This window comes from Janthinobacterium goodfellowi (assembly GCF_051380695.1).
Lineage (GTDB): Bacteria > Pseudomonadota > Gammaproteobacteria > Burkholderiales > Burkholderiaceae_D > Janthinobacterium.
In genome coordinates, this window is record NZ_JBNYXN010000002.1 from 619109 (window position 1) to 644963 (window position 25855).

A 25855-nucleotide genomic window follows, 5' to 3' on the forward strand; every position below is an offset into this window, starting at 1 on the left:
TTTGGAGCGAGTTGGCTGGCCGCTATTGGCCTATTGCGTTGAAAAACGCAGGTACGTTGACGTTTAGATAGAACGAATGAGGTAGGTGTGCTGCTGGCCACGGTCGGCCCAGCATCGGCCATGTGCAGGACCTCACCGGGCGGCGGCATAGAGCGCGTCAACGTCCCCGCCTCGGATCAGGTCGAGGTGCCGGCCAATCCATTCTGCTGGGCGATCCCACCAGGCGATTTCCAATAGCCGTTGCACAGAAGCGGAATCGAAGCGCTCCCGGACGACACGTCCCGGATTGCCACCTACGATGGCGTAGGGGGGAATGTCGGCGGTGACAACCGAGCGCGCGGCGATGATAGCGCCATCGCCGATCCGTACCCCAGGCATGATGAGCGTGTCGTAGCCAATCCAAACGTCGTTGCCGATAATCGTATCGCCCTTATATGGCAATTCGCCCTCGATAGGGCGTGCAGTTTCCCAGCCATTGCCAAAAATGAAGAAGGGATAGCTTGAAATCCCGTTCATTTGATGGTTGGCGCCGTTCATGATGAACTTCACCCCACGCGCGAGCGCGCAGAATTTTCCGATTCTTAGGCGATCGCCGATGAACGGGAAATGGTACAGGACATTGTCTTCGAACTGGCTTACGCCGTCGGGATCGTCGTAATAGGTGTAATCGCCGATTTCAATGTTGGGACGGGTGATAATATTCTTTAGAAAACAGATTTGCGGGAACCCAGGCATCGGGTATGTGGTGTTTGGATCAGGACCTACCATGCTCTCTCCGTTTTAATACTCCGGGTGAAGTACGCTACAGCCCTCCCGGAGTCATATTAGCTCATGCACTTCACAGGGTGCTCAACAGTCCGCTCCTGGCCGACACCCGTCAGGTCGGTGAAAGCGATAGCACTCTATCAGAAAGAATCACGCTATCCTTTTCGTGCTGCCCGTGACGCCAAGATGCATCTTCGTAGCGCACATAATACTCAGCACTGCGCGCAGCCAAGGCCAACTTGCTTAACATCGACAGGAAATCTATGAGTTTGAAGGTTTCGCCGTCAAAGTCCTGGGGGAAAAACGTGATCTCACAGAATACGCTGTCTGGTTCATCCCAGTGGAAGTACGCTTGGATATGCTCAGGGTTGCTGCCGCCATTCCAAACAGTGGATAGCGAGCCAGATGCCTGTCGAAGATTGCCTTGCAACTCGGCTTTTGCAATATCTTCGCCTTCACCCGTCATCGCCTCAACCAAAGTCCAAGATGATGCTAGGACCCTTAGGACGTCGATGGCTCCAGATGTCGAAATGCACTCGGCGAAGTTGATATCTCTACACGAACCATCACAGTCCAGAAGAGCGGTTTCAACGCGGCATCGAGTAAGTTCGTCTATGTTCATCAGAATTGTAGTTTGGACGGGTAGGTCCGCTTCTGGCCGATTGCCGTCGTTGGCAGGTTGCGTCCCAAAGCAGACGTTTCAGCACTCATCAGGAACGCGCGGTCGCCAACGGCTTTGCGTCTGGGTATCGTATCAAGAACGAATGGATGGCTTGTTCAGGCAGGTTGATCAGAATCGTTCCACTGCTGTCCCAACACGCGATCTCGAACAACGCGCCCTCTAGTTGCGGCTCCGGTTCCGTACCGTCCCAATACTGCGGATTGTCCTCGACGTATGGCGCGGGAGCAGGTATCGGACGAAGACCCTTAGGTACCGCGCTGAATACTGCCCAGATAAACTGGACCTCATAGGCATGCAGGAAGACTGCAAGCTCGTCACCAGTGAACCATTGATCATCCGGCGAGAAACCTGGTGGTCTCCAGTTCGTTTCGATGTCGCTGACGTACCAGTCATAGTCTTGCGGCGCAATGTTGGCGGCCTCGAACACGTCGCGCATGTTCGTGTACCAGCGAACTTGACTCGTTTTTTCAAGGATGATGTTCTTCATGTGGCTCTTAATCTTCGAACGTTGAAAGACCGCTTCTGGCCGGCTGCTGTCGTTGGCAGGTTCCGCCCGGAAGTGGATGGCCCTGCGTACTACGGAAACTACTCATCCCTATGTCGCACGACATTGACAGATAGGCCAACTCCAGCACACGGATTGGAGTTCCCTAGCTCGACGCCTACATGCAATGCCGAGTTGCTGGATTTGGCAAGGTCGAGTTCTTCCGCTGCCGTCAACAAAAACTCGCCAATCGCGCGCAGCTCTTTCGGCGTTCCGTGAAAATCCACATCAACAATCGTCACAGGAAGAATACAGCCATCTGCGTCGGGTTCCTCTGGCCAGCCAACGATGCGCATCTGATCTCCGGGTTGGTTAAATGTCCGCTCTTGGCCGGTTGCCGTCGTTGGCAGATTGCGCCCCAAAGCAGACTGTCGAAGGCGTGTTCAGACCCCGAACACAGTGCTTTCAATCCAAACCCGCACGCCGGGGTGATGGTCCTCGATAGTCGCAAGTGCCCCGTGAATCGTCGTCTGGTCGGCATCCGTGAGGGAGTAAGTGAAACGAGTGACATTGCCGCGCTCAAGCTTCTCAAATTCTGCTTCTGACAATGCATCCGCGCTGCACCATACAGGAGTCTTGGTCGCCTCTGAGTAGTCCAAAATTTCTCGCAAACCTCGTGGGGTTAGTGCTAGGTACGCCATGTCGTCCTCGGTTTTGGGTCCATAAAAGCATAGCTGCCACAAGGTCTGCTTCTGGCCTATTGTGTTGAAAAATGCAGGTACGTTGACATTTAGATAGAAATTCTGCCAGCCTAGACTGGCCAGAACCGCCACTGTTGAACGATCACCGACTGCTTGGAGGTCTGAGACCTCCCGAAATTGTTGCCACTCGACTTCTTCAACACAATAGGGCGAAAGCAGCCGCTCGTATAAGCTCAGGAAACAGCAGCCTGCGTCAAATGCTGCAACCATGGCCTCGGCAAGCTTCGACGCGCAATAGTGTCTAACATTCTTGCACGCGCGGCGCGTCGAATTCGCTTGCCTCATGGCGGGCTTGCGTCGAACTTTATGGTTCGTCCACCTTACTCCGTGACAATGATCTTCCCGTTCATCTCCTCGTGGCCGCTGCCGCAAAAATTGTCGCACAAGAAGGCGTATTCGCCGGCCTTGCCGGGCGTCAGCCGCACTTCGGTGACCTGGCCCGGCTTCAGGTCGGCGCGGATGTTCATGTCCGGGATGAAAAAACCATGAATGAAATCGACGGCGGTGAACGCCAGCACGACGGTTTCATCCTTTTTTACGGTGAGTTCATTCGGCGTGTAGACGAATTTCCTGGCCTCGATGGCGATGATCCTTTCCTTTGCGGCAATTTCCTTGACTCCCCGGGCATCGATGGCGGCCAACGTCAGCAGCGCACCGAAGCCGCAGGCCAGCCTTGCACATAGCTGTCTTCTGGCGCGGTCCATGGCTTACGTCCTCGTGACGGGAAATTCCGTGAGCTGGTAGTCATTCCCCGCCTGCGCTTCCACCTCGCGAAAGCCGAGGCCCTTGTACGGCATGGCCGGGTCCCAAGGCAGGGGCGTGCGCTTTTCCTGCGAACCGGGCGCCGGCAAGGGGAAAATCAGCGACTTGGCGGCATGGTGCGCGATTTGCCCCGTCATGTGGTGATGTTCCTGGTGAATATGGCCGTAGAACACAGTCACATTGCTGTACGGCATTAACAGGGCGATCGCCTTGTCGCCGTCGCGCGTGGCCCAGTCCCACTTGGGCACGAGGTCGAACAGGGGGCGGTGGGTGAAGACGACGATGCGCGCATCCTTGGCCTGCCTGTCCAGGTCGTTTTTGAGCCACTCCAGCTGGGCGTCGCCGATGCGCGCGCCGGGGTCGGAGACGTTGTCGAGGGCGATGAAATGCACGCCCTTGTGCTCGAACGTGTAATTGGACGGCCCGAAATTCTCCTTGAAGGCGGCGCCGTTGTCGAGCGAGGCGTCGTGCTCGCCGGGGATGAAACGCACGTTTTTCACCTTCAACCCCGCCGCGATGTCCTTGAATTCGCCCATGCGCTGGCGGCGCTCCTTCGGGTCGTCCGTCGTGTGGGTCAGGTCGCCCGTGAAGATGATGAAGTCGGGTTGCACCTCCAGCGCATTCACGGTGGCGACGGCCTTGCGGAAGGTATTGAGGGCGTCGGGATTGGCGGCGCCGCTGAAACCCCAGTGCACGTCGGACAGCTGGACGAAATAGAAATCGTCGTAGGGGGCGGCCGTCTTGCCGGCCGCTGCCGCCTGCGCATGTCCATACAGTCCGGACATGAATACGGCGCCGCCGCCGATGGCGGTCAGTTTCATGAAACTTCTGCGGTCCATCATGATATCTCTCCTCGTTTCAGTGGATGCCGGTTGGCAAAACAAGCGCTATCTGGCGGCCGTGGCCGGGCTGGCCCGCCCGGCTTCCTGCTGCAAATACGCGATCAGGTCGGCGCGGTCCTGCGCAGACGGCACCATATAGCCCATCTTCTGGCCGGGAATCAGCTTTTCCGGATTCGTCAGCCATTGATCCAGCGTTTTCTCGCCCCACACGACGCCGGACGCCTTCACGGCCGGCGAATAGCTGTAGCCGGCGGCGCTACCGGCTTTCCTGCCAAACACGCCTTTGTGCGCGGGACCGACGCCGTTGTAGTCGATCGAGTGGCAGGACATGCACATGGTTTTGTAGAGCACCTGGCCGCGCATGGCGTCGCCGGCGTTGGCCGCGCCGCCGGCTGCCATCAGCATGGCTGCGGCCAGGCCAGCGATGAAGTATGCGTATGTCATGGCGAAGTCCCTTCCATTTGCAGATATCTGGCATGCACCCGATGCAATCGGGGCCTGCAGATGCTATAACTCCGAAGGCGGTGAAAATATTCCCGTCCATGCCCGTTTATTTTTGTCCCTGCAGCGGGAATAAACGGCAGGCAAAGCGAGTCTTATGCAATGAGACGGTCGACAGGCGGATGGGTGTTGATTTGAATGACATCGATAAAACCAGGTTGTTTGAAAAAATTGCCATGCCTCATCTGGATTCCGCCTACAACCTGGCGCGATGGCTCACGCGCAATGATCAGGATGCCCAGGACCTGGTGCAGACGGCATTCCTGCGCGCCTGCCGCTTCATGGACGGCTACCATGGTGATGGCGGCGGCGCGCGCGCCTGGCTGCTGACGATCGTGCGCAATACCTATTACACGTCGCTGCGCGACAGCCGCCCGCAACACGATGACATCGGCTTCGACGAGGAAATTCACGGGCGCGATGGGGATGGCTGCGGCATGGTGCCGGATGCTGCCGGCGGCAACCCGGAAGACATATTGGCCAGGGCCGACGTGAAGCAGGCGATCAACCATGCCCTGGAAGCACTGCCGCGGCCTTACCGGGAAGTGCTGGTGCTGAAGGAGATCGACGATTTGTCCTACAAGGAGATCGCGGACATCGTCGGCATCCCGATCGGCACGGTGATGTCGCGCCTGGCGCGAGGGCGCAAGCTGCTGTTGATATACCTGAAACAACATACCGATGAGAAATGAAATGGAGTGCACCGAATCACAGAGCAAGATGTCCGCCTTTGCCGATGGCGAACTCGACGCATTGGCGGCGCGGCAATTGACGCAGCATCTGGCCCATTGCCCGGACTGCGCGAGGGCGTACGAACAGCTGCTGGCCTTGCGCGCGGCGGTGAGCCAGCATGGCGTGCGCCATGCGGCGCCAGCTGCCCTGCAGCAACGCTTGCGCCAGGCGCTGCAGGAAGAGGGAAAGACGGCCAAGGAGAAGCCCCGGGGCTGGAAATGGGCGCAACTGCCGTGGACATGGATCAATCTTGGCGTGGCCGGCGTCAGCACGGCCGCGTTCGCCGTCACGCTGGCACTGTATCTGTCCGTGCCATCGGACGCTGAACGGCTGGACCAGGAGATCGTGGCCAGCCATTTCCGTTCGCTGATGCCCGATCACCTGGCCGACGTGGCCTCGTCCGACCAGCACACGGTCAAGCCATGGTTCAGCGGCAAGCTCGATTTTTCACCGCCCGTGGTTGACCTGGCGCAAGCTGGCTTTCCCTTGGTCGGCGGGCGCCTCGACTACATCAGGCAGCGTCCCGTCGCCGCGCTCGCGTATCGCCGGCATCAGCATGTGCTGAACCTGTATGTCTGGCCCGACCAGGCGCAGCGCGATGCGCCGCCGCGCCTGACCGTCAGGCAGGGCTATCACTTGATACGCTGGAGCCGCTCCGGCATGGAATACCGGCTCATCTCCGACCTCAATGTACCTGAACTGATGGACTTCGAGCGCCGGCTCGCGGCGCAGATCGACAAGGAAGCGCTGCCGTAAAGCGTCGTGCTGCGCGTGTTACTTGAGCAGCGGCGCCACCTTGTCGCGCAAGACCGTCCATTGGGCGTCCAGCACGGCCTGGTTGGGGTCGTGCCCGGCCCGTTTCACCAGGGTAAAACTCTTGACGGGCGCCGTGATGCTGTCGAAATACGTGCGCGCGATGGCGGGCGAGGTCAGCAAGTCCGCTTCGCCCATGATAAGGAACACGGGCAAATCGAAACGCGTGCCCAGCGCCGGCAGGTTCACGCCTGAGAACATGCCGTCGCCGCGCATGCCGATGAACTGGATGTACGAGTAGTCATCGGCCGCCTCGGCATCGGCCAGCGCTTGTGGCGTGGCGTAGAACGGCGCCGGCTGCCACCAGTGTTTTGGCGGCGCATCCGTTGCCAATGCTTCATATTTACGGTCGAAGCGGCGCAGGATGCCGAAGTTGCGGGGATCGCGCCAGGGCGGCGGACCCAGCGCCGCCAGCTTGTCCACCGTGGGTGCATCGTTCGCCGCTTGCGCCAGCGCAAGCACTTGCCGGTACATGCCGGCCTCGTTGTCGCGCGCATTGACCACCTGCGCCGTGCCGATATACGCGTGGAACAGGTCGGGGCGCGCCTTGGCCATGTGCACGCCCAGGATCGAACCCCAGGAACTGCCCATTAAAATGACTTTGTCCTTACCCAGGTGCTGCCGCAGATAGGCCGCCACGGCAATGCCGTCATCGCGCATCTGTTCCACCGTCAAGGCGATATCTTCCGTCGAGCGCTGTTTTGCATACGTCATGCCCGCGCCGCGCTGGTCCCACTGCACCAGGGTGTAATTCTGTTGCCAGCCGGCATAGATGGCATCGGCAAACGGACTCAAGGCATTGCCGGGACCGCCATGGATAAACAGGATCACGGGATTGCCGCAGGCGGCGCCCGTGACGGTGATCCATTGCTCGATGCCATTGATGGACACGTAGCCCTGTTCGCGCACGGCTTGCGCGGGCGAGGCGCAGATGGACGGCGAGGCGGGCGCCGCCGCCTGCGCCGTGCCGCAACAAGTTAACAGCAGCAATGCCAGGCCTGTGGTGCGCATATCGTCCTCTTCTCTATTGTGCGTGGAAACTACAGCGTGCAATCCTGCGCCGGCTTGCCGGTAATAAAGCGGGTGCTGGCCTGTTCAAAGCAGGCAGGTGCCGTCCACAGGATGAAATGCGGGGCATTCTGCACGGTGGACAGGGCCACCTTGCCCGCCTTGCTCTGCACCAAAGCCTGCACTTGCGCCTGCGCGCCAGCGTACGGCGTCTTCGGGTCCAGGGTTCCCTGCAGCACCAGGGTCGGCGGTACTTTTGCCGGCAAGGCGCCGAAATAGGCGTCGCGCGGGTAGGTGGGCAAGCCGCCGCCCAGCAGGATGCGGGGCAGGGGACTGGTCAACAGCAAGTCCGCCTCTTCGCGGTCGAGGTCGGCGGCCGTCCAGCCGGGGCGCAAGGAAGGCTGCAGATTGTTTTCCGAATTGCTGATGATGCTGACCAGCGGAATCGACAGCGGCGACTGGGGATAGCTGCCCAGGCTGGCCGCCGCCTCCGCCAACGTGGCGCGCACGGCAGCCAGTTCCGCCTCGCCGCCCCGGTCCAGGTCGTGAAGCAGATACGGGATGCGGGCCCGGGCGGCCGGCACGTCGAGCATGCCGCCCAGGAAGTGCTTCAGGTTCTTGCCGGGAATCTTCGCCAGCAGGGCAGGATCGGCTTGCGCCTTGTCCAGCACGCGCCGGTACAAGCTGGCAGCCGGCTCGCCCAATGCCGCATGGCAAGCCGCATCCGCGTCGCAGCGGGCCAGCACCTGCATGCCGACCTGGTTGACCACGTGCGAGCGCTGGCTCAAGTCCCAGCGTGCATCCGTTTGCGGCGGCACCAAGGAGTCGAAAATCACGCCCTTGACGGGCAGCGGCCCCAGCTGCAAGGTGCGCAAGACCAGCTGCGTGCCGTACGACACACTGTATACATACACGGGCGGCTGCTTGCGCTTGCTCTTGCCCCGTTCGCCCTCGATCAGCGCCTTCAAGTCGCGCGCGGCCGTGGTGATGGAAAACTGGTCCGCGTATTCCGGCATCAAGTTGATGCCCTTGAAGCAGCTGGCCCATTCCGCGCCGGCCAGGGCGCGGCCGCCGGGGCTTTGTTCGGACTCTTCCACCTTGCACAGGCGCGAGGAATGCCCCGTGCCCCGATGGTCGGGGATCAGGAATTCAAAGCCGGGAAAGCTGCGGCGCAAGGCAGGCAGCAGGCTGTAGAACGAAGCGCCCGATTCGCCGGGGCCGCCCGCCACCAGCCACAGCGTGCCCTTGGCGGACTTGCCGGCAGGCACATCGGCGGCAAACTTGCGCACGAAGACGTGCATGGCATCCGCGTCGCCGACGGCGCGTCCCTGGGCATCGTAGTTGCCGGGCACGTTCAAGCCCGAGCACAGGCTGCCGGGGGCGGCCGTATCGGAGCAGGGCGTGAAAAACATCGGTTCGGCGTGCAGGGAGGTGCCAGCCAGCAGAGCGGCCAGCAGGGTCAAACGGGGCAGCAAGGTCATCGGCTACTTTGGCGAAGGTGGAGATCAGCCGCCAAAGTAGCGTTTTTTACAGCAATTGTCCAGATGGAAATATTTCTGCGGAGGACTATGCTTGCTTGTTATTGCGCAGCAAGCGCAAGCCGTTCGCCACCACCAGCAGGCTGGCGCCCACATCGGCGAACACGGCCATCCACAAAGTCGCCATGCCGGCCAGGGCCAGGCCAAAGAAGACGGCCTTGATGCCGATGGCAAAGCTGATGTTTTGCACGAGGATGCTGCGCGTGCGCTGGCTCAGGCTGATGAATTCGGGCAATTTCCCCAGTTCATCGTCCATCAGGGCCACGTCCGCCGTTTCGATGGCCGTGTCGCTGCCGGCCGCGCCCATGGCAAAGCCGATGTCGGCTTGCGCCAGGGCGGGTGCGTCGTTGACGCCGTCGCCCAGCATGGCCACCACGCCAAACTGCTGCTGCAAGGCCTTGATTTCATCGAGCTTATTTTCCGGCAGCAATTCCGCCTTGACCAGGCTCACGCCCACCTCGGCCGCGATGCGCTGCGCCGTCAGCAGATTGTCGCCCGTCAGCATCACGGTGGTCACGCCCAGCGCATTCAGGCGGGCAATGGCGGAGGCCGCCGTCGGGCGCAGCACGTCGGCCACGGCGATCACGCCCAGCGCACCGGCCGGGGTGGCCAGCACCATGGCCGTGTAGGCTTGCTGTTCCAGCCGCGCCAGGATGGCTTGCAGTGCCGGCGTCAGCACGTTCAACTCCGTCATCAGGCGCGCATTGCCCAGATAATAGGTCTGGCCGTCGATGCTGCCGCGTACGCCGCGTCCATGCAGCGCGGCAAACTGGCTGACGGGCAAGTGACTGCCGGCGGGCGGTCCCGCCTTGACGATGGCGGCGGCCAGCGGGTGGGCGGAATTGGCATCCAGGCTGGCGGCCAGCAGCAGGATGGCGTCGCGGTCGCTGCCTTCCAGGGCCACCACGTCCGTGACGGCCGGTTTGCCCATGGTCAAGGTGCCCGTCTTGTCGACGGCGATAGCCTTGATGCGATAGCCCGTTTCCAGGAATTGCCCGCCTTTCACTAAAATACCGCGCCGCGCGGCCGCCGTCAGGCCGCTGACGACCGTCACCGGCGTGGAAATGACGAGCGCGCACGGACAGGCGATCACCAGCATGACCAGCGCTTTATACACCCAGGCCATGAAGGGCTGGCCCAGCAGCAAGGGCGGCAGCACGGCCACGAGGATGGCGAAGACGACGACGGCCGGCGTGTAGTAGCGGGCAAAATTGTCGACAAAGCGCTGCGTGGGTGCCTGTTTTCCCTGGGTTTCCTCGATCACCTTGACGATCTTGGCCAGCGTGCTGTTGCCGCTGTTGGCCGTCACGGCGACGTCGAGCAAGCCCCGTTCATTGATGGTGCCCGCATACACGACGTCGCCCACGGTCTTGTCCACCGGCATGCTTTCACCGGTGATCGGTGCCTGGTTGACGGACGACTCGCCACTGGCCACCACGCCGTCGAGGGCGATGCGCTCGCCCGGTTTCACGCGCATCACCGTGCCGATGGCCACCGTGGCCACGCTGACCTGGTTCCAGGCGCCGCTGGCGTCGGCAACGGTCGCCGTGTCGGGCGCCAGCTGCATCAGGCTGTGCACGGCATTGCGCGCGCGGTTCAGCGACAAGCCCTCGATCAGCTCGGCGATGGCGAACAGGAAGATGACCATGGCCGCTTCCGGCCACTGGCCGATGGCGATGGCGCCAAACACTGCCAGGCTCATCAGGAAATTGATGTTCAAGGTGAACGTCTTCAGGGCAATCCAGCCCTTTTTCAGGGTCGGCCAGCCGCCCGTGGCGATCGACAGCAGGGCCAGGGCGATGACGAGGGGCGAACTGTCTGCGTGCGTGGTCCACGCCAGCGCTTCGGCGCCCGCTGCGGCCAGGCCGGAAACGACCAGCAAACCCTTTTGCAGGCCGGACAGATTGCCTTCGTCCGGGTCGCGCGCGACGGCAGCGTCCGCTTCCATGGGGATCGCCTGCATGCCGATGCCGTGCAGGGCCGCTTCCACCGTCGCCAGTGTAGGCAGGATATGGTGCACGTCGAGCACGCGGTTCATCAGGTTGAAATCGAGGCCCACGACGCCCGCCATATTGGCCAGCTTGTTGCGGATCAGCCGTTCTTCCGTGGGGCAATCCATGTTGGCGATGCGGTACTTGGCCGTGCTCGCGCCAGCGATGGGGGCGCTGGGCAGGGCTGGCGCGGACGGGGCTGCTGGCGTGGACGAGCACGCATGCTGGCTGGCGCAGCAGCTGGCGACCTTGGGGGCATGCTCATGGTCATGCTTGTGCTCGTGGTCGTGCGTGTGATTATGGCTATCGTGCGGCATCGCATTCGTCCTTCCGGTTTCGTGTATGCTTGCATTAGAAACCCTGTAGCCGCTACAGGGTCAAGCGGAATTTGCACGAAAGAATGAAAAGGGGATGCCATGCGTATCGGAGAACTGGCCAAACGGACAGATTGTGACGTGGAAACCGTGCGTTACTATGAAAAGGCGGGCTTGCTGCAGGAGCCGGGCCGCAACAGCGCCGGCTACCGCGAATACCGCGAAGAACATCAGGAACGGCTGCAATTCATCCGCCATTGCCGTTCCTTGCAGATCGGCTTGACCGATATCCGCGCCTTGCTGGAATTTAAGAACAATCCGGCCGAAGGCTGCCAGAGCGTCAATGAATTGCTCGACCACCATATCCTGCGCATCGCCGAGCAGATGGCGAATTTGCAAACCCTGCAGCAGCAGCTGGTGACCCTGCGCCACCAGTGCGACCAGCCGCAGCCGTCGCAAGACTGCGCCATCCTGCAAAACCTGTCCGAGGCTGCCAGCGGCCACGACTGCGCCTGCCACACAGAACTCCCACAATCCCATTGATTCATGCTGAAACTGTTACCGGTAAGAACTTTATTCACCTTGTCCCTGCTGTCGCCGCTGAGCCATGCGGCAGATGTTCCTGCCACCGCCGGCCACTACCTGACCCTGTACGCCGTGCCCGGCGTGCCGCAAGACGATGACCCGTATACCTGGAGCACGGCGGACGGCAAGCAGCTGACAAAAGGCGTGACCAAGACGGACGGCCGCGCCTATCTCAAGGCAGAAGAGGGCGAAGAGACGTATGTCCTGGAAACGGTCAGCATGCGCTGGACGTTCACGGTGCCGGCTCGCTGCTGGCAGGAAGCGCCTGCCGCCTTCCAGTCATGCCTGAAACTCAAGCAAAGCGGCAGCCAATACGATATCAGACAGGATGCGGAAAAACTGGCCAGAGAGAAAGATCAACAGGCCAAGGCGGTAGCCTACGAGCTGGCGGTGCGGGCCAACGACGATGCACTGGCCTGGCTGGGCAAATTGCCGCCGCAGTGGTCCATGCAGGAACACGCCAGGCGCCTGCTGGCCATCGGCGACAAGATCGAGCGGCATATCGCCAGCGGCTTGCGGCAAGGCGGCCCCGATGCGCGCCAGTTCGTCTGCAAGGCGCCCACGGCCTACGGCGCATTGCCGCAGCAGCAAGCCGTGCTGGCCTATCAGCTGCAGCCGCGGCCCGTGCCGCACGCCGGTGCCGTCTGGGACCAGCTGCTTGCGGCTGCCGCCCAGGGCAACTGGATGGCGCGCCTGGAAGTGTATGAGGCGCTGGCGGAGCGCAAGGTGAGCGAACTGAGCTATGTGGAGCAGGCGCGCCTGGTGCAATTGATGCAATGGCTGCAGCAACACGAAATCGCCGGCCTGTACAGCTTTTTCAGTGCCCGTACCCTTGGCGATGGTGCCACGCAAGACCGCGTGGCGCGCCTGGCCGCCATGCAGGGCAGCGTTGCCGACCAGAGCGTCGTCGGGACGCTGCTGCAGGACGAGGACGATCCGGCACTGGTGGCGGCAGGCAAGCGTATGCTCGACTGCGCGGCAGCGGCCATGCAGCCGCCGCACTAAGGCGGCAACAGCGGCGGGCCACCCGGGCGGAAGGCTTCGACTCCCCCTGAAATCCGCGCCGCGCTACCAGTCGGACGGGTCTTCCGCCGCCGCCCTGGCCAGGTCGTCGGCCCAATCCTGCCGGGCCAGGCGGTAGATATCGGCAAAGAAGGCGCGCGGGTCGGCCATGTCATCCCACAGGGCGGGCAGGGCGTAGGTGCTGTCGGGGTCATGCTCGAGGATGGCCTGGAAATCGTAGGCGGGGTCTTGCAGCGCCTGCGCCAGCACGGCCACCAGCGCATGGCGGTGGCGGTAGCTCAGTTCCTTGTATTGCGAGGTGATGTCGCGCCGTATCAGCGCCGCGCGCTGGAGCGGGTCGTTCATGTCCCAGGTGTCCAGTTCCACGCCCAGGGTTTCTTCACGGTCATATACGTCGAAGGGGCCGAGGAAGTGGTACAGCGTCGGTTCATACGGCAGGTCGCCCCAGGGGCCGCGCAGTCCATTTTGTTTTTGCACAATTGCTCCCCGTTCACGCGCATTCTGGCAGAGTCCAGCCTTCGTCGCCCATGTCCGTCGGGTAGATGGCGCGGGTCTGGTTCTGGCCCCAGCGCGCATGGTCGAGAATGCCGTCTTCATGCATGTCCAGCACCCATTCCGTGCTTTCCAGCAAGGTGCCATCCTTGTGGTAGACGCGGAAGAAGCTGGACGTGCTGAGGGCGCGCACGATGTTCTGCGGCACGCCGTCGCCGTAGTGGGGCACATAGGTCTTGATCACGCACGTGCGCTGGTCGTTCCACTGCTGGGCATATACGCTGGCATTGCGCGCCGCGCTGACTTTGATGAACAGCCAGGCTGCCAGCAGGAGGGCGAACAGGAGGGCGGCGGCGATCAGGCCGGTTTTCTTGAGTAGCTGCATGAGGTCATGGCATGGCCAAAAACGGAGTTGCCGCATTGTATGTCAAGAGCGGAAATACTTGCTGTACGGCACGTGCGGCAAGTATTCCCCGCGTAGCTGTCTATTTCGGCAATGCCGCCTGCAGGGTGTTGGCCATCTCCAGGTGATGTTGCAGCGCTGGCAAGGTCTTCGCGGCAAAAGCCTTGATGTCGGGATCGCTCGCCTTCTGGCTGGCGTCCGTGAACAGTTTCACCGCATCCTTGTGTGCCGCCACGCCGATGCTGGCCGCGTATTCCGCATCGAATTGCTTGCCTTCCAGGCGGCTCAGCTTGTCGATCTGCGCCTGGTGCTTCTTGCCGGGCTGGTCGCTGACCTCGATGTGCTTGCTGCTGGCCAGCTGTTTCAGTTCATCGGCCACTTTCGTATGATCGGTGACCATGGCATCGGCGAATTTCTTCACTTCCGCATTGCTGCTCTTGCTTTGCGCGACTTTGCTAGCGGCAATTTCCGTGCTGCCCGCGTCGGCGGCCTTGCTGAGGAATTGCTTGTCGTACGCGCCCGGCGCCGCAGCGGCGATGCTGTTGATGGCGATACCGCTCAATAAGGCAACGGCGGCGCCGATGGCCACGCTTTTGAAGGACGGGGTACGGGAGCTGGTGGTCGGGATAGGCATGGGGACTCCTTTCGGTTGTGGTTTTTTCTGCAAGCTGATGACAATGTTAAGCCGTCAACCCACGCACACCCATAGGACATTTTCGAAGCTGTTAGTAGGACTAGTCCTGTTCGCTAGCGCACAATTCGACTTGTTTCAGGGCAAATAGGGCGCTGATGCCCGCATCGCGGCGCCAGGCGGGCATGCCAATATCGAGCCATTCCGCCATCGCGTCCAGGTGCGATGGCTCCGACACGCAGTGTTCGAGTTCGTCGAGCACCGAATCGCGGTCGATATACAGGCTGTCCAGCCAGGCGTCGAACGAGGGCGCCAGTTCCATCAGGCCGTGGGCGCGCTTGCCCGTCCAGTCCGGCAACTCCTGCACATAGGCCAGCACGCGGCCGCCGCCTTCGTCCGTCAAGTCCAGGTAGAGCATGGAATTGCCACCATCGCGGGCGAAGGGCAGGATTTTCACGGGCATGCCCGCATGCTCGCGCGCGGCGCGGATTTCGCCCACCAAAGTTTCATCGCAGAAATCGCCTTCGTCGGCGCTGAAGAAGGTATTGAAGCCCATTTTTTCCACGCCGCCATTGCCGTCCGGCACATCGGTGGTGTAGTCGAACCAGGCGCCGTTGGCCACTTGCAGGAAAGCCAGGAAAGCGGGCGGCAGCGGCGCTTCCAGCAAGGCTTCGATGGCGGCGATCTGCTGCGCCGTGGGGGCAGGCTTGGCACCCTCGAGCGCCAGGTGGCGGTATTGCGTGTAATAAGTCATTGATTATCCTTGTAGTTTCTTGCGACCGCCACGCCGTCCTCGCAACCCGTCTCCACCTTGGCCAGCGCATCGACGAGTCCGGCGCGCAGCACGGCCATCGAGCGGGCCTTGTCGTCGATCTGCGCGATTTTCGTTTCCAGCATGGCCCGCTTGGTTTGCGCATCGAGCGCATTTTCCTGCCAGACGGCAATGACCTCGGCGATTTCCTTCAGGGTAAAACCCAGCGCCTTGGCGTGGCCGATCAGCTCGATCCGGCGCAAGGCCTGCGCCGAATATTCCTTGTAGTTATTCGTCAAACCCGGCTGCGGCGCTTCGTCCAGCAGCCCTTGGCGCTCGTAAAAGCGCACCGTGTCCTTGCTGACGCCCGTCAGGCGGGTGATTTCTCCGATACGCATCGATTCCCCTTGACCGTGGACTAAAGACCGCAGTTTACAGTAGAAACACTTTCAACTACGACACTTTTGCCATGACCGCCTTCAACTACACCAACCAGACCGTGCTGATCACGGGCGCCTCGTCCGGCATCGGCCGCGTCTTTGCGGAAACCCTGGCTGCGCGCGGCGCCCATTTGCTGCTGCTGGCCCGTTCCGGCGCCGTGCTCGACAGCCTGGCCAAGGAACTTTCCCAGCGCCACGGTATCCGCGCCCATGCGCTGGTGGCCGACCTGGGCCTGCCTGGCGCCGCCAAGGAAGCTTATGCACGGGCTTGCGCGCTGGGCATGCCGCCCGACGTGCTGATCAATAATGCGGGTTTCGCCACGCATGGCCGCTTTGAAAGCATCGATCTTGCACGGCAAGTTGGCGAAGTCACCGTCAATTGCACGGCCCTGATGGAACTGACGCACTGCGCCTTGCCGCACATGCTGGCGCAGGGGCGGGGCGCCATCATCAACGTGGCGTCCACGGCGGCCTTGCAGCCCGATCCCTACATGGCGGTCTACGGCGCCAGCAAGGCTTTCGTGCTGTCGTTCTCGGAAGCGCTGTGGGCGGAAAACCGCAGCCGCGGCGTGCGCGTGCTGGGCCTGTGCCCGGGCGCCACGGACACGGCTTTCTTCGACGTCGTGGCCGCGCCCGAAGCGGCCGTGGGCAAGCGCATGGCGCCGCAAGCGGTGGTCGATGAAGCGCTGCGTGCGCTGGACCGTGGCCGCAGCAGCCACGTGGCGGGCCGGCCCAACCGGCTGCTGGCCTGGTTGCCGCGCCTGCTGCCGCGCCAGACCGTGCTGGGCATCGTGGAAGGCATGCTCAAGCCGAAGGCGGCCTAGGCATCAAAAGATCATGGTGGCGAACATGGCCAGCACGGCCGTCGCCATGACGATGGTCGACAGCCAGCCCAGCGCCCGCAGGCGGCGCGAAATGGTCAAGGTGCCCATGATGGCGGGGCGCGAGGCCATCACCATCATCAGGGCCATGATCGGTACGGAAATGACGCCGTTGATGACAGCGCTCCAGTACAGGGCCTTGATGGGGTCGAGCGGCGTGAAGCACAGGGCGGCGCCGATCACGGTGGCCGTGACGATGATGCCATAGAACTTCTTGGCGGCCCGGGGCGCCAGTTCCAGGCTGTTTTTCCAGTGAAAGGCGCCGGCCATGGCGTAGGCGGCCGAGCCGGCCAGCACGGGAATGGCCAGCAAGCCCGTGCCGATGATGCCCAGGCTGAACAGCGCGAAGGCGAAGTCGCCCGCGATGGGGCGCAGGGCGGAAGCGGCCTGGGCGGACGTATCGATGTGCGTGATGCCTTGCGCGCCCAAGGTCGCGGCCGTCGTCAGCATGATGAAGAAGGCCACCAGGTTGGAAAAGCCCATGCCGATGGCCGTGTCCATCTTGATGCGCTGGAATTGTCGTGGCGCCTGTTCCGGCGCACGGCGCAAGGCTTGCGCGCTGGCATCGGCCTGCATGTCTTCCACTTCCTGCGAGGCTTGCCAAAAGAATAAATAGGGGCTGATCGTGGTGCCGAACACGGCCACGATCATGGTCACCGAGGCGGCCGACCAGGCGAACTGCGGCCAGACCGTGCGCAGCGCCACTTCGCCCCAGGGAATATGCACGGTCAGCACGGTGGCCACGTAGGCCAGCAAGCCCAGGGTCAGCCATTTCAGGATGCGCACGTACTGTTGATAGGGAATAAAGACTTGCAGCAGCAGCGACAGCAGGCCGAAGCCCACGGCGTACAAATGGGTGGGGCCGCCGATGATCAGGGTCAGGGCGTCGCCCATGGCGGCCACGTCGGCGGCGATATTGATGACATTGGCCAGCAGCAGCAAGCCGACGATGGCGTACAGCAAGGATTTCGGATAGTGGCGGCGGATATTCGTCGCCAGCCCATGGCCGCTGACCCGGCCGATCTTGGCGCTGATGACCTGGATACCTAGCATCAGGGGAAACGTCAGGCACACGGTCCACAGCATGCCGAAACCGAACTGGGCGCCCGCCTGCGAATACGTGGCGATGCCGCTGGGGTCGTCATCGGCCGCGCCCGTGATCAGGCCGGGCCCCAGCTTGCCCAGCCAGGTGTCGGACGGGTCCGCGTGGCCGCTGTCGGTCTGCATGCATCGCTCCTGTGTGGTGGAGCGAGCAGCGTATCACAGGCGGGCGTCGCCAAGAAGGGCCGCCCCCTGGAAACGCGCGCCTCAGTAGCGCGCATCCTTGGGCTTGCCGCCCTTGGGCCAATCCTTGACCTTGTCGGGGAAGTCCGGGCGCGGCATGTGGGTGAAATACTCGGCGACGTCGACGGCGTCCTGGTCGGACAGGTTGCCCTGGCCCAGCGGGAATTTCTGGCCGTGGCCCATTACCATATTCGCCTTGACGAAGCCGGCCGCCGTGTAGGTGCGGGCCATGCCGGCGCCGATATTGAACGAACGGTCGCCCCACAGCGGCGGGAAGGCGACGACGCCATTGGCGCCCTTGATGCCTTCGCCATTCGCGCCATGGCAAACGGCGCATTGCTCGGCATACACTTTTTTGCCATGCACGGGATCGGGCAGCAGAGCACGGTCTATCTTCGCCACGCCGCGTCCCGCCACCTTGTCGCCCGCCTGCGTGGCGCCCTTCATCCAGTCGATGTAGGCGACCATCGCTTGCAGGTCGGGGCCGTCCACGGGCAGCGGCTTGCCATGCATGGAGCGGCGGAAGCAGCCGTTGATGCGCTCGCCCAGGCTGATGACCTTGCCGGCGCGCGGTGCTTCCGACGGGAAGAAGGCGGAAATGCCGAGGAAGGGCGAACCGCCGGCCACGGTGCCGCCATTCAGGTGGCAGCTGCTGCAATTGAGGTCGTTGCCCACGTTTTGCGGCAGGCGGGCGCGCGTTTCCGTCATCAGCTGCATGCCGTGGATCAACTGGCCGGCATTCGGATCGGCCGTCAGGGCGGCGAAGCGGGGCGTGACGAAGCCGCCCGCGTCCGGCGCCTTGAGCTTGAGCTCCTTGCGCACTGTGGCGATCTGCGCAGGCGTGACGGGCGCGCCCTGGTTGCCCCACTTGCCGCGCACAAAGGTGAGGATTTCCGCCAGTTCCGTGTCCGACAGGCGGTCATACGCGGGCATGCCGAACGAGCGGGGCGAGTGCTGCGTGACGGCCGACTGCCAGCCCGTCAGCGCGATATGGATGACGGTGGTGGCGTCCTTCGACTGCACCGAGTCGTTTTGCGCCAGCGGCGGGAAAATGTTGTCCACGCCACGACCGTCGCGGCGGTGGCAGGTGGCGCAGAACTGCAGGTAGCCCAGGCCGCCGCGCGTGTTGTACAGCGCATCGTTGCTGGCCGCTACGAGGGGCGCCGTTTTCTTCGGCGGCGCGGCCGCGCCATCCTTGGCGGGCAAGCCGTGCAGGTAGTGCGCCAGCGCGTTGAGGTCGGCATCCGTGAAGTATTGCGTGCTGTGCGTGATGACTTCCGTCATGCTGCCGGCCGCCGTGCCGAAACTGTTGCGGCCCGTTTTCAGCAATTGCACGATGTCGCCCGGCGTCCACAGATTGCGCAGGTTCACCGCATGCCAGCCGTCGAAGGTAAAACCGGACAGGTAGTGCTTGCCGCTGCCGCCGTCCTGGCCCATGGTTTTTTCCTGGAAAGCCACGCCGCGCGGCGTATGGCAGGAGCCGCAATGGCCCAGCCCTTGGGCCAGGTAGCTGCCCCGGTTCCACTGGGCCGACTTGGCACTGTCGGGCTTGAACGGCGCGTCGTCGAGGAAGACGGCATTCCACAAGGACAGGCCCCAGCGCATGCTGAACGGCCATTTCATGTCCGTTTCGCGGTTTTGCTGCGCCACGGGCGCCACGCCCCGCTGCAGGTAGGCGTACAGCGCCTGCATGTCGCCGGGCGTGATCTTCGCGTAGGAAGGGTAGGGCATGGCCGGGTACAGATTGTGGCCGTCCGCCGCCACGCCCTTGCGCATGGCGCGGTCGAACTGGGCAAACGTGTAGGCACCCAGGCCCGTCTTGGCGTCGGGCGTGATATTCGTGCTGTAGATGGTGCCGAACGGCGTTTTCAGTTCCAGGCCACCGGCCATGGCGGCGCCGTTCGGGCTGGTGTGGCAAGCCACGCAGTCGCCCAGGCGGGCGACATATTCGCCGCGCTTGATCAGCTCGGCCGACGCCGTGGGCATGTTGGCGGGCGCGGCACTGGCGCCTGTGCAGAAGGCCAGCATGCCCAGGAGCATTGCCGCCAGCCAGGTCGTTATCGAAAAGGAAAATGCGGGAGGACGGCGCGAACCGCAGTGCAGGATGGAAATGGCGTTCATGGGTGACCCTTTATTATTACGGGCCAGCTTACGCATTCGTCACCACGGCGAACATTGGGAATTTCTTTCGAACAACTAGGTAATCTTCCCTAGTGTTTTACACTGGAAAATCGTGTAGGGGCGCCTGCAAGCTGGCCAGGATGCGCTCGCGCAGCCAGCGGTGGCCCGGGTCCAGGTGCATGCGCTCGTGCCAGACCATGGCCATCTCGTAATCGGGCAGGGTCACGGGCGGCTCCCACGTGCGCAGGGCGCCCAGCGCGTTTTTCAGCAGGCGCGACGGCAGCAGGGCCACCATGTCGGACTCTGCCAGCAGGGGCGGGACGATCAGAAAGTGCGGCACGGACAGCACCACCTTGCGCGTCCGGCCCAGCAGCTCCAGCGCCGTATCGACGTTGCTGCGGAAACCGCCGCCATTGGGCGAGACGACGATGAATTCCAGCGCGCAGAATTGATCGAGGCCGGGCGGCGATTGCAGCAGCGGATGGCCGCGCCGGCCCGCCAGCACGTAATGCTCGGTGAACAGGGTGCGGTGGCGCAAGCCCGGCGGCGCCTCTTCCTGTGCCAGGAAACCGAGGTCGACCTGGCCGCTTTCCAGGTCGTGCGCCATGCGCGCCGGCACGGCTTCAAACACGGCGATGCGCGACAGGGGCGCCTGTACGCGCAGGGCGGGCAACATGGGCAGCAGGATCGCATATTCGGTGGCGTCGGCCGCCGCCAAATTCCAGCGCACCTCGGCCGTGCCCGGATCGAAGGCCGATTCCGGCTGCAAGACCTGTTCCAGCTGGGCCAGCACGGCTTGCAACGGTGCCAGCAGGGCCAGCGCCCGCGCCGTGGGCAGCATGCCACGCGGACCAGGCAGCAGCAGCGGATCGTCGAAGGCCGCGCGCAGCTTGCCCAGCTGCACGCTGACGGAAGGCTGGCTCAGGTGCAGCCGCGCGGCCGCCCGCGTGACGTTGCGTTCGATCAAGAGTGCGTTGAGGGTCAACAGCAAATTCAAATCCAGCTTACGCAAATTGTCCATGGCTATACCTAGTATAGTAACTATTCATTTCCACTATGATAGCGCAAGCCCTACAGTTGTTCCTGTGACTTTCACTCTTCACCTTTTACAGGAACTAACTGATGCAACTCCATGAATATACAAGCTTTGATGGCCTGGGACTGGCCCAGCTGCTGCGCCAGGGCGACGTTTCCGCCGCCGAATTGCACGACGCCGCCCGGCGCGCCTGTGCCGCCGTCAATCCGCAACTCAATGCCGTCGTCGAGCTGTGGCCGGCCGATGCGACGCCAATCGACGGCGTTGCACCGTTCGCGGGCGTGCCATTCCTGATCAAGGACGTGGCCGTCACCATGGCAGGCCAACGCAGCGAGTACGGCAGCCGCCTGGGCGCCGGCCATGTCGCGTCCTTTGATTCCCACCTGATGACGCAGTTCCGCAAGGCGGGATTGGCGACCTTCGGCCGCACGAGCACGCCCGAAATGGCCTTTGCCACCACCACGGAACCGGTGCTCTATGGCGCCACGCGCAATCCCTGGAACGTCAGCTTGAGCGCGGGCGGCTCCAGCGGCGGCGCGGCGGCGGCCGTGGCGGCAGGCATCGTGCCGCTGGCCCATGCGACGGACGCGGCCGGTTCCATCCGCGTGCCGGCCGCGTCGACGGGCCTGTTCGGCTTCAAGCCCAGCCGGGGACGGGTGTCGAACGGCCCCGCCATGGATGAAATCTTCAGCGGCCTGGGCGTGCAGCTGGGCGTGAGCCGCACCGTGCGCGACAGCGCCGCCTTGCTCGACTGCGTGCAGGCAATCATGCCGGGCGAACCGTATGTGACGAATCCGCCTGGCCACAGCTGGCTGTCGCAGGTGAGCATGGCGCCGGGCAAGCTGCGCATCGGCGTGCAGCGCATCGCCAGCAATGGCGCCCATCCAGTGCCGGCCGTCGATGCCGCGCTGCAAGGCACCGTGCGCCTGCTGGAAAACCTGGGCCACCACGTGGAGGAAGTGTCGCCCGCGCTGGGCGTATCGTGGCCAGCCTTCGTGCAGGCGAACGCCAGCATCTGGTGCGCCAACCTGGTGCCGTGGATCGATGGCCTGGCGCAGGAAAGCGGGCGGGCCGTGTCGCTCGATACGCTGGAACCGGCGACACTGGCCTGCTACCGGTACGGGCAGACGGTGTCGGCCGTCGATTTCGTCGCCGCCCTCGACGTGCGCAACACCGTCACGCGCCACGCCGGCGCCCTGTTCGGCCAGTACGATGTGCTGCTCACGCCGACCATGCCCGATGTGCCGTGGCCGCTGGGGCGCTACGGGGAGAACGAGGAACAGCTCGATGGGCTGGGCTGGACGGCGCGCCTGTTCGAGCATTCACCGTACACGCCGCTGGCCAACGTGGCCGGTTTGCCAGCCATGTCCGTGCCGCTGGCCATGTCGAATGAAGGGTTGCCGATCGGCATGCAGTTCATGGCCGGCTACGGTCAGGACGGAACCTTGCTGCGCCTGGCCGGGCAACTGGAGCGGGCGGCGCCGTGGGGGCAGCGGCGTCCGCCTGTGTGGGCGGGCAAGGTGTAGCAAGGACTATGGGCGGGTCCGGCAAATGATGCAAGTCACTTCACGGTTTGCCCCCAGTCCTTGTTCTTGGGTGAAAAGTATCAGGTGGGCATCGTAGCCAGCCGCGCCGCGCCCCGGTTTTCCATGCGAAAACGAAATCGTTCCCACAGCCGGTCGTGGAAGGGCAGCACGATCACGTTGCAGATCGGCTCGACCACGGCCAGCAAGCCGCCGAAGGCCATGGAACCCGTGGCCCAGTACATGACGCTGAAAGCCACGCCCATGTGCATGGCCGTCTGGCTCAGTTTTTCGCCAGCCAGGGCGGCAAAGCCCAGGCGGCTGGCCGCATAACGGCGGCGGATCGCGTGCCAGGCTTTCTCGTGCCACGGCAGCAGGGCCACGTTGATGACCGGTTCGATGATTGCGGCCAAGCCACCGAGTGCCAGCGAGCCCGTCAGCAAATAGGCAAGGCCGAAGGCGATCGACATGTGCGTGCAAACCTGGCTGAATGTTTTGATGGCGGTGAACAAGGGAGGCTCCTTTTCTGTTGAATTCGCTTATCCTTGATTTAGATAGTAACGATTCTCATTTACAAAAGGAAGTAAAATATTTCAACTGAATTAATAGATTAAAGCTATTGATACTTTAAAATTCATTATATTTGCAAGAAATCGGGATGAGGCGGCTCGGCACGCTCATTTGCTGCCTATACAACAGACCAGCATGTGCTGGTGTCACTGGAGTACAGCATGCCCACCCTTTTTGATGACGTATTGACCACGCCACAGCCCTGGTCGCAACAAGTGATTGCCGAATGGTGCGATATATTTCCATCGCAGCACGGCGCCAACCTCGAAGACTTCGTCGTGCGCGAATGCCGGCGGCGCGATGTGCGCGTCGACATGCGTACGGTCGTCGGCCAGTCGGGACATTACGCGGGGCAATCCTGGCGCGAGGCGGCGCTGGCGCCGCAGTACAAGCCTGGCAAGATGCGCGGCGTCTTTGAGCAGTATGAACGCCATCCCGACTACTATTTCAATGGCGACGTGGACAACGGCATCATGCTCAGCACCATCGATGGCCAAAACTGGTACACGGATGGCGGCGGGAGTCACCGCACGGTGCTGGCCCGGTTTGCCTGCGACCGCATTGCGCGCCAGACGGGGCGGTATCCGCTGGTCAGCGGCGTGTCGACCTGCCATTACCGGGTCGACATGCAGGCCTGGAACCTGTTTTGCCAGCTCAGCCAGTTAAGCAAGCGCCATGCGGAGGTGATTTTTATACGCGTCACGCGGGAAGAACTGCCACCAACCGCTGTGCCTGGAGGGACAAACATCATGTGGCGGCTGCGCTTCTTTGTGCTGGACCGGCGTTTTCGCGGCATTCCCCGCGCCGAACACATCGACGCGGCCCGGTTTTGCGCCTATGCGCGCCACGTGCTGGCCCATGACGGCAAGCCAAGCTGGCGCGACCGCGTGCTGGACTGGCGGATGAGCGACCCGGAGCGGCTGGTGTTCCAGCCGGGGGCTTGAACACGCCACTAATATATATAGTGTGTAGAAGCGGCAGGCCGGAGGAGGGCAGTCCTCCTCCGGCCTGCCTGGCGCCTTACGGCAAGGTCTTCAGCACATTCTTCGTCGGCACGGAGAAGTTATAGCCGTCGTGGCGGTCCCAGTTGATCGACCATGTCATCACGCCGCGGAAGTCCGGATACGCCTGCAGCGGCTTGATGGTGCCGCAGTTGAGCAGGCGCGTCAGGCAATTCAGGGCGTTGCTGACGTCGGCATTCGTCGTGAAACCGGACCCGGCCGAGCTGCGGCCCGACGGCACGCCGAAGCCTACCTGGTCCGGACGCAGGCCGGCGAAAGTGTTGCCGCCATAGTTAAAACCCTCGATCAGCATGCGCGCCGTGGCCACCAGCTGGTCGGCCGAGCCGGCCTTGATGGCGCCCGTGGCGTACGGCGTGTAGATGTCGCCATTGTTGTAGTACTGCGGGTGCAGCACCGTCAGCTCGCTGCGCAAGGCATTGATGATGGGAATGTAGGCGCCCCAGATGCTGCCGTAGCTCGTGTAGCCCCCTTCCACGTACACCCATTCCGGCGCCATCGACAGGTAAAAGCTGCTGCCGACCTTGGCTTTCAGGTTTTTCACGGCGATCGGCAGGTAGGTCTGGATGGCCGCGCCCTGCGCCACGCCGTTTTCCAGATCCAGGTCGATGCCATCGAAGCCATATTTGGTGATGATGGAGTACAGGCTGTTGGTGAAATTCGTCGCTTCGGCCGTGTTGCCGACGGAAACGGAACCGTTTTGCCCGCCCAGCGACAGGATGACTTTCTTGCCTTTCGCCCGCTTGGCGGCCACGTCGGCGATGAATTGCGCTTCCGTGCCCGCACCCGGATCGATGGTCAGGCTGACATTGCCGCCGCCCGCGTTGTCGCCGAACGAGACGACGATCACGTCCCACTCGTCGCTGACCTGGCTGATCGGATACGTGGCGCCGCTGGGGTTGGTGAAGTTGTGCCAGTAGCCGATCAGCGCGTGCTTCGCCAGGCCTGTCGGCGTAGGCGTTGGGGTTGGGGTTGGGGTAGGAGTCGGCGTAGGTGTTGGGGTGGGTGTTGGCGTTGGGGTAGGAGTCGGTGTCGGCGTCGGCGTACCGCAGTCTCCCACCACCGTCCATGGCTGGCCGCTGCCGGCGCCGCCGCTGCTGGTCGACGGGTTATTGCCTTGCGTCCACCAGTTGGCCGTGTAATTGACGTTGTTGTAACTGGCCTTGCCGCCGCCATTGTAGGCGGTGCCGCTGTTCCATGGCGTGTAGCAGGCGACCGCTTCGGTGGCACCGGCCAGCAGCTGGCTTGCGCCGGCGCTGGAGCCGTCGCCCCCGCCGCAAGCGGCCAACGTCCCGCCGAAAAGGGTAATGATGAGGGTATTCATGACTGTCCGGTTCATTGCATCTCCTTGTGTATTTTTTTCATGGCCGAGCCGGTTGATCACCGTCCGATTTTTCAGAGTGCAAGCATTGCAGGTGGTAGTCAACTGGTTTTATTCTTTGCGCAAGATCACAATACCAGTTGCGGACTTTCCCCTTGAGATGAGCGATGCCGGCCATACCAGTGCCGGTTTTCCGGTGCGCTGGTATGGTGTACGCAAGAGCGTCGGGAGCAGGGCGGGGAAGGGAGGAGGAACCCAACAGCGGTTACGGCGCGGTTTCCTTGCGCAAATCGGCATACGGCACGCGCGACAGGTCCAGCAGCGACAGAAAGCGGCGGCAATGCGCTAAAAGAAGCGCCGGGCGTGGATGCGAATGGGTCATGCGGGTCTCCTGATTGCTTCTCCGATATTGAGACTTCTCATTCAACATAATCGGCAAGCGCCTGATTTCATTGAAATTACATGGGCAGCAATCTACCGCTGGACAAGGCGATGGGCTGGCGCTCATGGAGCGTTTTTGTCTTTTTTTCAAGCGCGCCGTGTTCCTTTCGTCGAAGAAAGCCTGTAACTTCCTGCATGGCA

The 25855-nt window shown here is 62.6% G+C and carries 28 protein-coding genes; 7 read left to right on the forward strand and 21 right to left on the reverse strand.

What is annotated here, in order from left to right; genetic code table 11:
* Positions 1–132: 132 nt before the first annotated feature.
* The 8 genes from ACQ4WQ_RS10760 to ACQ4WQ_RS10795 all read right to left on the reverse strand — a co-directional run bounded on the left by ACQ4WQ_RS10760 (position 133) and on the right by ACQ4WQ_RS10795 (position 4740).
* Complete coding sequence (locus tag ACQ4WQ_RS10760; protein WP_436496881.1) at positions 133–768, reverse strand: Vat family streptogramin A O-acetyltransferase; 636 nt, start codon at positions 766–768, stop codon at positions 133–135.
* 109 nt (positions 769–877) lie between these two features.
* On the reverse strand, positions 878–1387 hold the full coding sequence (locus ACQ4WQ_RS10765; protein WP_436496883.1) for a hypothetical protein: 510 nt from the start codon (positions 1385–1387) through the stop codon (positions 878–880).
* Positions 1388–1475: 88 nt separating this feature from the next.
* Positions 1476–1934, reverse strand: a complete 459-nt coding sequence (locus tag ACQ4WQ_RS10770; protein ID WP_436496885.1) for a hypothetical protein — start codon at positions 1932–1934, stop codon at positions 1476–1478.
* A gap of 98 nt (positions 1935–2032) precedes the next feature.
* The gene (locus ACQ4WQ_RS10775; RefSeq protein ID WP_436496887.1) at positions 2033–2287 is read right to left on the reverse strand and encodes a hypothetical protein; all 255 of its coding nucleotides are present in this window, start codon (positions 2285–2287) and stop codon (positions 2033–2035) included.
* 87 nt (positions 2288–2374) lie between these two features.
* Entirely contained in the window at positions 2375–2902 is a 528-nt protein-coding gene (locus tag ACQ4WQ_RS10780; protein ID WP_436496889.1) for a hypothetical protein, read from the reverse strand.
* 110 nt (positions 2903–3012) lie between these two features.
* Positions 3013–3396, reverse strand: coding sequence for a cupredoxin domain-containing protein (locus tag ACQ4WQ_RS10785; RefSeq protein ID WP_436496891.1), 384 nt, complete (start codon positions 3394–3396; stop codon positions 3013–3015).
* Positions 3397–3399: 3 nt separating this feature from the next.
* The gene (locus ACQ4WQ_RS10790) at positions 3400–4293 is read right to left on the reverse strand and encodes a metallophosphoesterase family protein (protein ID WP_436497401.1); all 894 of its coding nucleotides are present in this window, start codon (positions 4291–4293) and stop codon (positions 3400–3402) included.
* A gap of 48 nt (positions 4294–4341) precedes the next feature.
* Positions 4342–4740 carry a c-type cytochrome gene (locus tag ACQ4WQ_RS10795; protein WP_436496893.1) on the reverse strand — a complete coding sequence of 133 codons (399 nt, stop codon included), beginning with the start codon at positions 4738–4740 and terminating at the stop codon, positions 4342–4344.
* A gap of 32 nt (positions 4741–4772) precedes the next feature.
* On the opposite strand from ACQ4WQ_RS10795, the gene ACQ4WQ_RS10800 reads away from it, so the two are divergent.
* On the forward strand, positions 4773–5489 hold the full coding sequence (locus ACQ4WQ_RS10800; RefSeq protein WP_436496895.1) for a sigma-70 family RNA polymerase sigma factor: 717 nt from the start codon (positions 4773–4775) through the stop codon (positions 5487–5489).
* Position 5490: 1 nt separating this feature from the next.
* The gene (locus ACQ4WQ_RS10805; RefSeq protein WP_436496897.1) at positions 5491–6285 is read left to right on the forward strand and encodes an anti-sigma factor family protein; all 795 of its coding nucleotides are present in this window, start codon (positions 5491–5493) and stop codon (positions 6283–6285) included.
* An 18-nt stretch (positions 6286–6303) separates the two neighbouring features.
* Here ACQ4WQ_RS10805 and ACQ4WQ_RS10810 read toward each other — a convergent pair whose 3' ends face one another.
* The 3 genes from ACQ4WQ_RS10810 to ACQ4WQ_RS10820 form a co-directional block, all read right to left on the reverse strand.
* The gene (locus ACQ4WQ_RS10810; RefSeq protein ID WP_436496899.1) at positions 6304–7353 is read right to left on the reverse strand and encodes an alpha/beta hydrolase; all 1050 of its coding nucleotides are present in this window, start codon (positions 7351–7353) and stop codon (positions 6304–6306) included.
* Between the two features lie 29 nt (positions 7354–7382).
* On the reverse strand, positions 7383–8831 hold the full coding sequence (locus ACQ4WQ_RS10815) for an alpha/beta hydrolase (RefSeq protein ID WP_436496901.1): 1449 nt from the start codon (positions 8829–8831) through the stop codon (positions 7383–7385).
* Positions 8832–8916: 85 nt separating this feature from the next.
* Positions 8917–11196, reverse strand: a complete 2280-nt coding sequence (locus ACQ4WQ_RS10820; RefSeq protein ID WP_436496903.1) for a heavy metal translocating P-type ATPase — start codon at positions 11194–11196, stop codon at positions 8917–8919.
* Positions 11197–11295: 99 nt separating this feature from the next.
* Between ACQ4WQ_RS10820 and cadR the strand changes: the two genes are divergently transcribed.
* Both cadR and ACQ4WQ_RS10830 read left to right on the forward strand, forming a co-directional pair.
* Positions 11296–11736: a Cd(II)/Pb(II)-responsive transcriptional regulator gene (gene cadR / locus ACQ4WQ_RS10825; protein WP_070218780.1), complete on the forward strand. Its 441-nt coding sequence runs from the start codon at positions 11296–11298 to the stop codon at positions 11734–11736.
* A 3-nt stretch (positions 11737–11739) separates the two neighbouring features.
* Positions 11740–12783, forward strand: a complete 1044-nt coding sequence (locus tag ACQ4WQ_RS10830; protein ID WP_436496905.1) for a hypothetical protein — start codon at positions 11740–11742, stop codon at positions 12781–12783.
* 63 nt (positions 12784–12846) lie between these two features.
* Here ACQ4WQ_RS10830 and ACQ4WQ_RS10835 read toward each other — a convergent pair whose 3' ends face one another.
* From ACQ4WQ_RS10835 to ACQ4WQ_RS10855, 5 genes are all read right to left on the reverse strand, one after another.
* The gene (locus tag ACQ4WQ_RS10835) at positions 12847–13278 is read right to left on the reverse strand and encodes a hypothetical protein (protein WP_436496907.1); all 432 of its coding nucleotides are present in this window, start codon (positions 13276–13278) and stop codon (positions 12847–12849) included.
* 13 nt (positions 13279–13291) lie between these two features.
* Positions 13292–13678 carry a hypothetical protein gene (locus ACQ4WQ_RS10840; RefSeq protein WP_326457173.1) on the reverse strand — a complete coding sequence of 129 codons (387 nt, stop codon included), beginning with the start codon at positions 13676–13678 and terminating at the stop codon, positions 13292–13294.
* Positions 13679–13778: 100 nt separating this feature from the next.
* Complete coding sequence (locus tag ACQ4WQ_RS10845; protein WP_436496909.1) at positions 13779–14330, reverse strand: DUF4142 domain-containing protein; 552 nt, start codon at positions 14328–14330, stop codon at positions 13779–13781.
* A 100-nt stretch (positions 14331–14430) separates the two neighbouring features.
* Positions 14431–15081, reverse strand: a complete 651-nt coding sequence (locus ACQ4WQ_RS10850) for an SMI1/KNR4 family protein (protein ID WP_436496911.1) — start codon at positions 15079–15081, stop codon at positions 14431–14433.
* Positions 15078–15476, reverse strand: a complete 399-nt coding sequence (locus tag ACQ4WQ_RS10855; RefSeq protein ID WP_070310747.1) for a MerR family transcriptional regulator — start codon at positions 15474–15476, stop codon at positions 15078–15080. The genes ACQ4WQ_RS10850 and ACQ4WQ_RS10855 overlap by 4 nt, the downstream gene beginning before the upstream one ends.
* Before the next feature lie 71 nt (positions 15477–15547).
* Here ACQ4WQ_RS10855 and ACQ4WQ_RS10860 point away from each other — a divergent pair, with 71 nt between their 5' ends.
* The gene (locus tag ACQ4WQ_RS10860; protein WP_326457177.1) at positions 15548–16342 is read left to right on the forward strand and encodes an SDR family NAD(P)-dependent oxidoreductase; all 795 of its coding nucleotides are present in this window, start codon (positions 15548–15550) and stop codon (positions 16340–16342) included.
* Between the two features lie 3 nt (positions 16343–16345).
* On the opposite strand, the gene ACQ4WQ_RS10865 is transcribed toward ACQ4WQ_RS10860, so the two are convergent.
* From ACQ4WQ_RS10865 to ACQ4WQ_RS10875, 3 genes are all read right to left on the reverse strand, one after another.
* Positions 16346–17626, reverse strand: a complete 1281-nt coding sequence (locus ACQ4WQ_RS10865; protein WP_436496914.1) for an NRAMP family divalent metal transporter — start codon at positions 17624–17626, stop codon at positions 16346–16348.
* An 81-nt stretch (positions 17627–17707) separates the two neighbouring features.
* Entirely contained in the window at positions 17708–19723 is a 2016-nt protein-coding gene (locus ACQ4WQ_RS10870) for a c-type cytochrome (RefSeq protein ID WP_436497403.1), read from the reverse strand.
* A gap of 178 nt (positions 19724–19901) precedes the next feature.
* Positions 19902–20825, reverse strand: coding sequence for a LysR family transcriptional regulator (locus ACQ4WQ_RS10875; protein WP_436496916.1), 924 nt, complete (start codon positions 20823–20825; stop codon positions 19902–19904).
* A 101-nt stretch (positions 20826–20926) separates the two neighbouring features.
* Here ACQ4WQ_RS10875 and ACQ4WQ_RS10880 point away from each other — a divergent pair, with 101 nt between their 5' ends.
* Positions 20927–22366: an amidase gene (locus ACQ4WQ_RS10880; RefSeq protein ID WP_436496918.1), complete on the forward strand. Its 1440-nt coding sequence runs from the start codon at positions 20927–20929 to the stop codon at positions 22364–22366.
* An 80-nt stretch (positions 22367–22446) separates the two neighbouring features.
* On the opposite strand, the gene ACQ4WQ_RS10885 is transcribed toward ACQ4WQ_RS10880, so the two are convergent.
* Positions 22447–22875 (reverse strand): DUF2061 domain-containing protein, encoded by a 429-nt coding sequence (locus ACQ4WQ_RS10885; RefSeq protein WP_436496920.1) that lies wholly within the window; start codon positions 22873–22875, stop codon positions 22447–22449.
* A 219-nt stretch (positions 22876–23094) separates the two neighbouring features.
* Between ACQ4WQ_RS10885 and ACQ4WQ_RS10890 the strand changes: the two genes are divergently transcribed.
* Positions 23095–23877 (forward strand): hypothetical protein, encoded by a 783-nt coding sequence (locus tag ACQ4WQ_RS10890; protein ID WP_436496922.1) that lies wholly within the window; start codon positions 23095–23097, stop codon positions 23875–23877.
* A 76-nt stretch (positions 23878–23953) separates the two neighbouring features.
* Here ACQ4WQ_RS10890 and ACQ4WQ_RS10895 read toward each other — a convergent pair whose 3' ends face one another.
* A complete protein-coding gene (locus ACQ4WQ_RS10895; RefSeq protein ID WP_436496924.1) occupies positions 23954–25276 on the reverse strand; it encodes a chitinase in 1323 nt (440 codons plus the stop codon).
* Between the last annotated feature and the right edge of the window lie 579 nt (positions 25277–25855).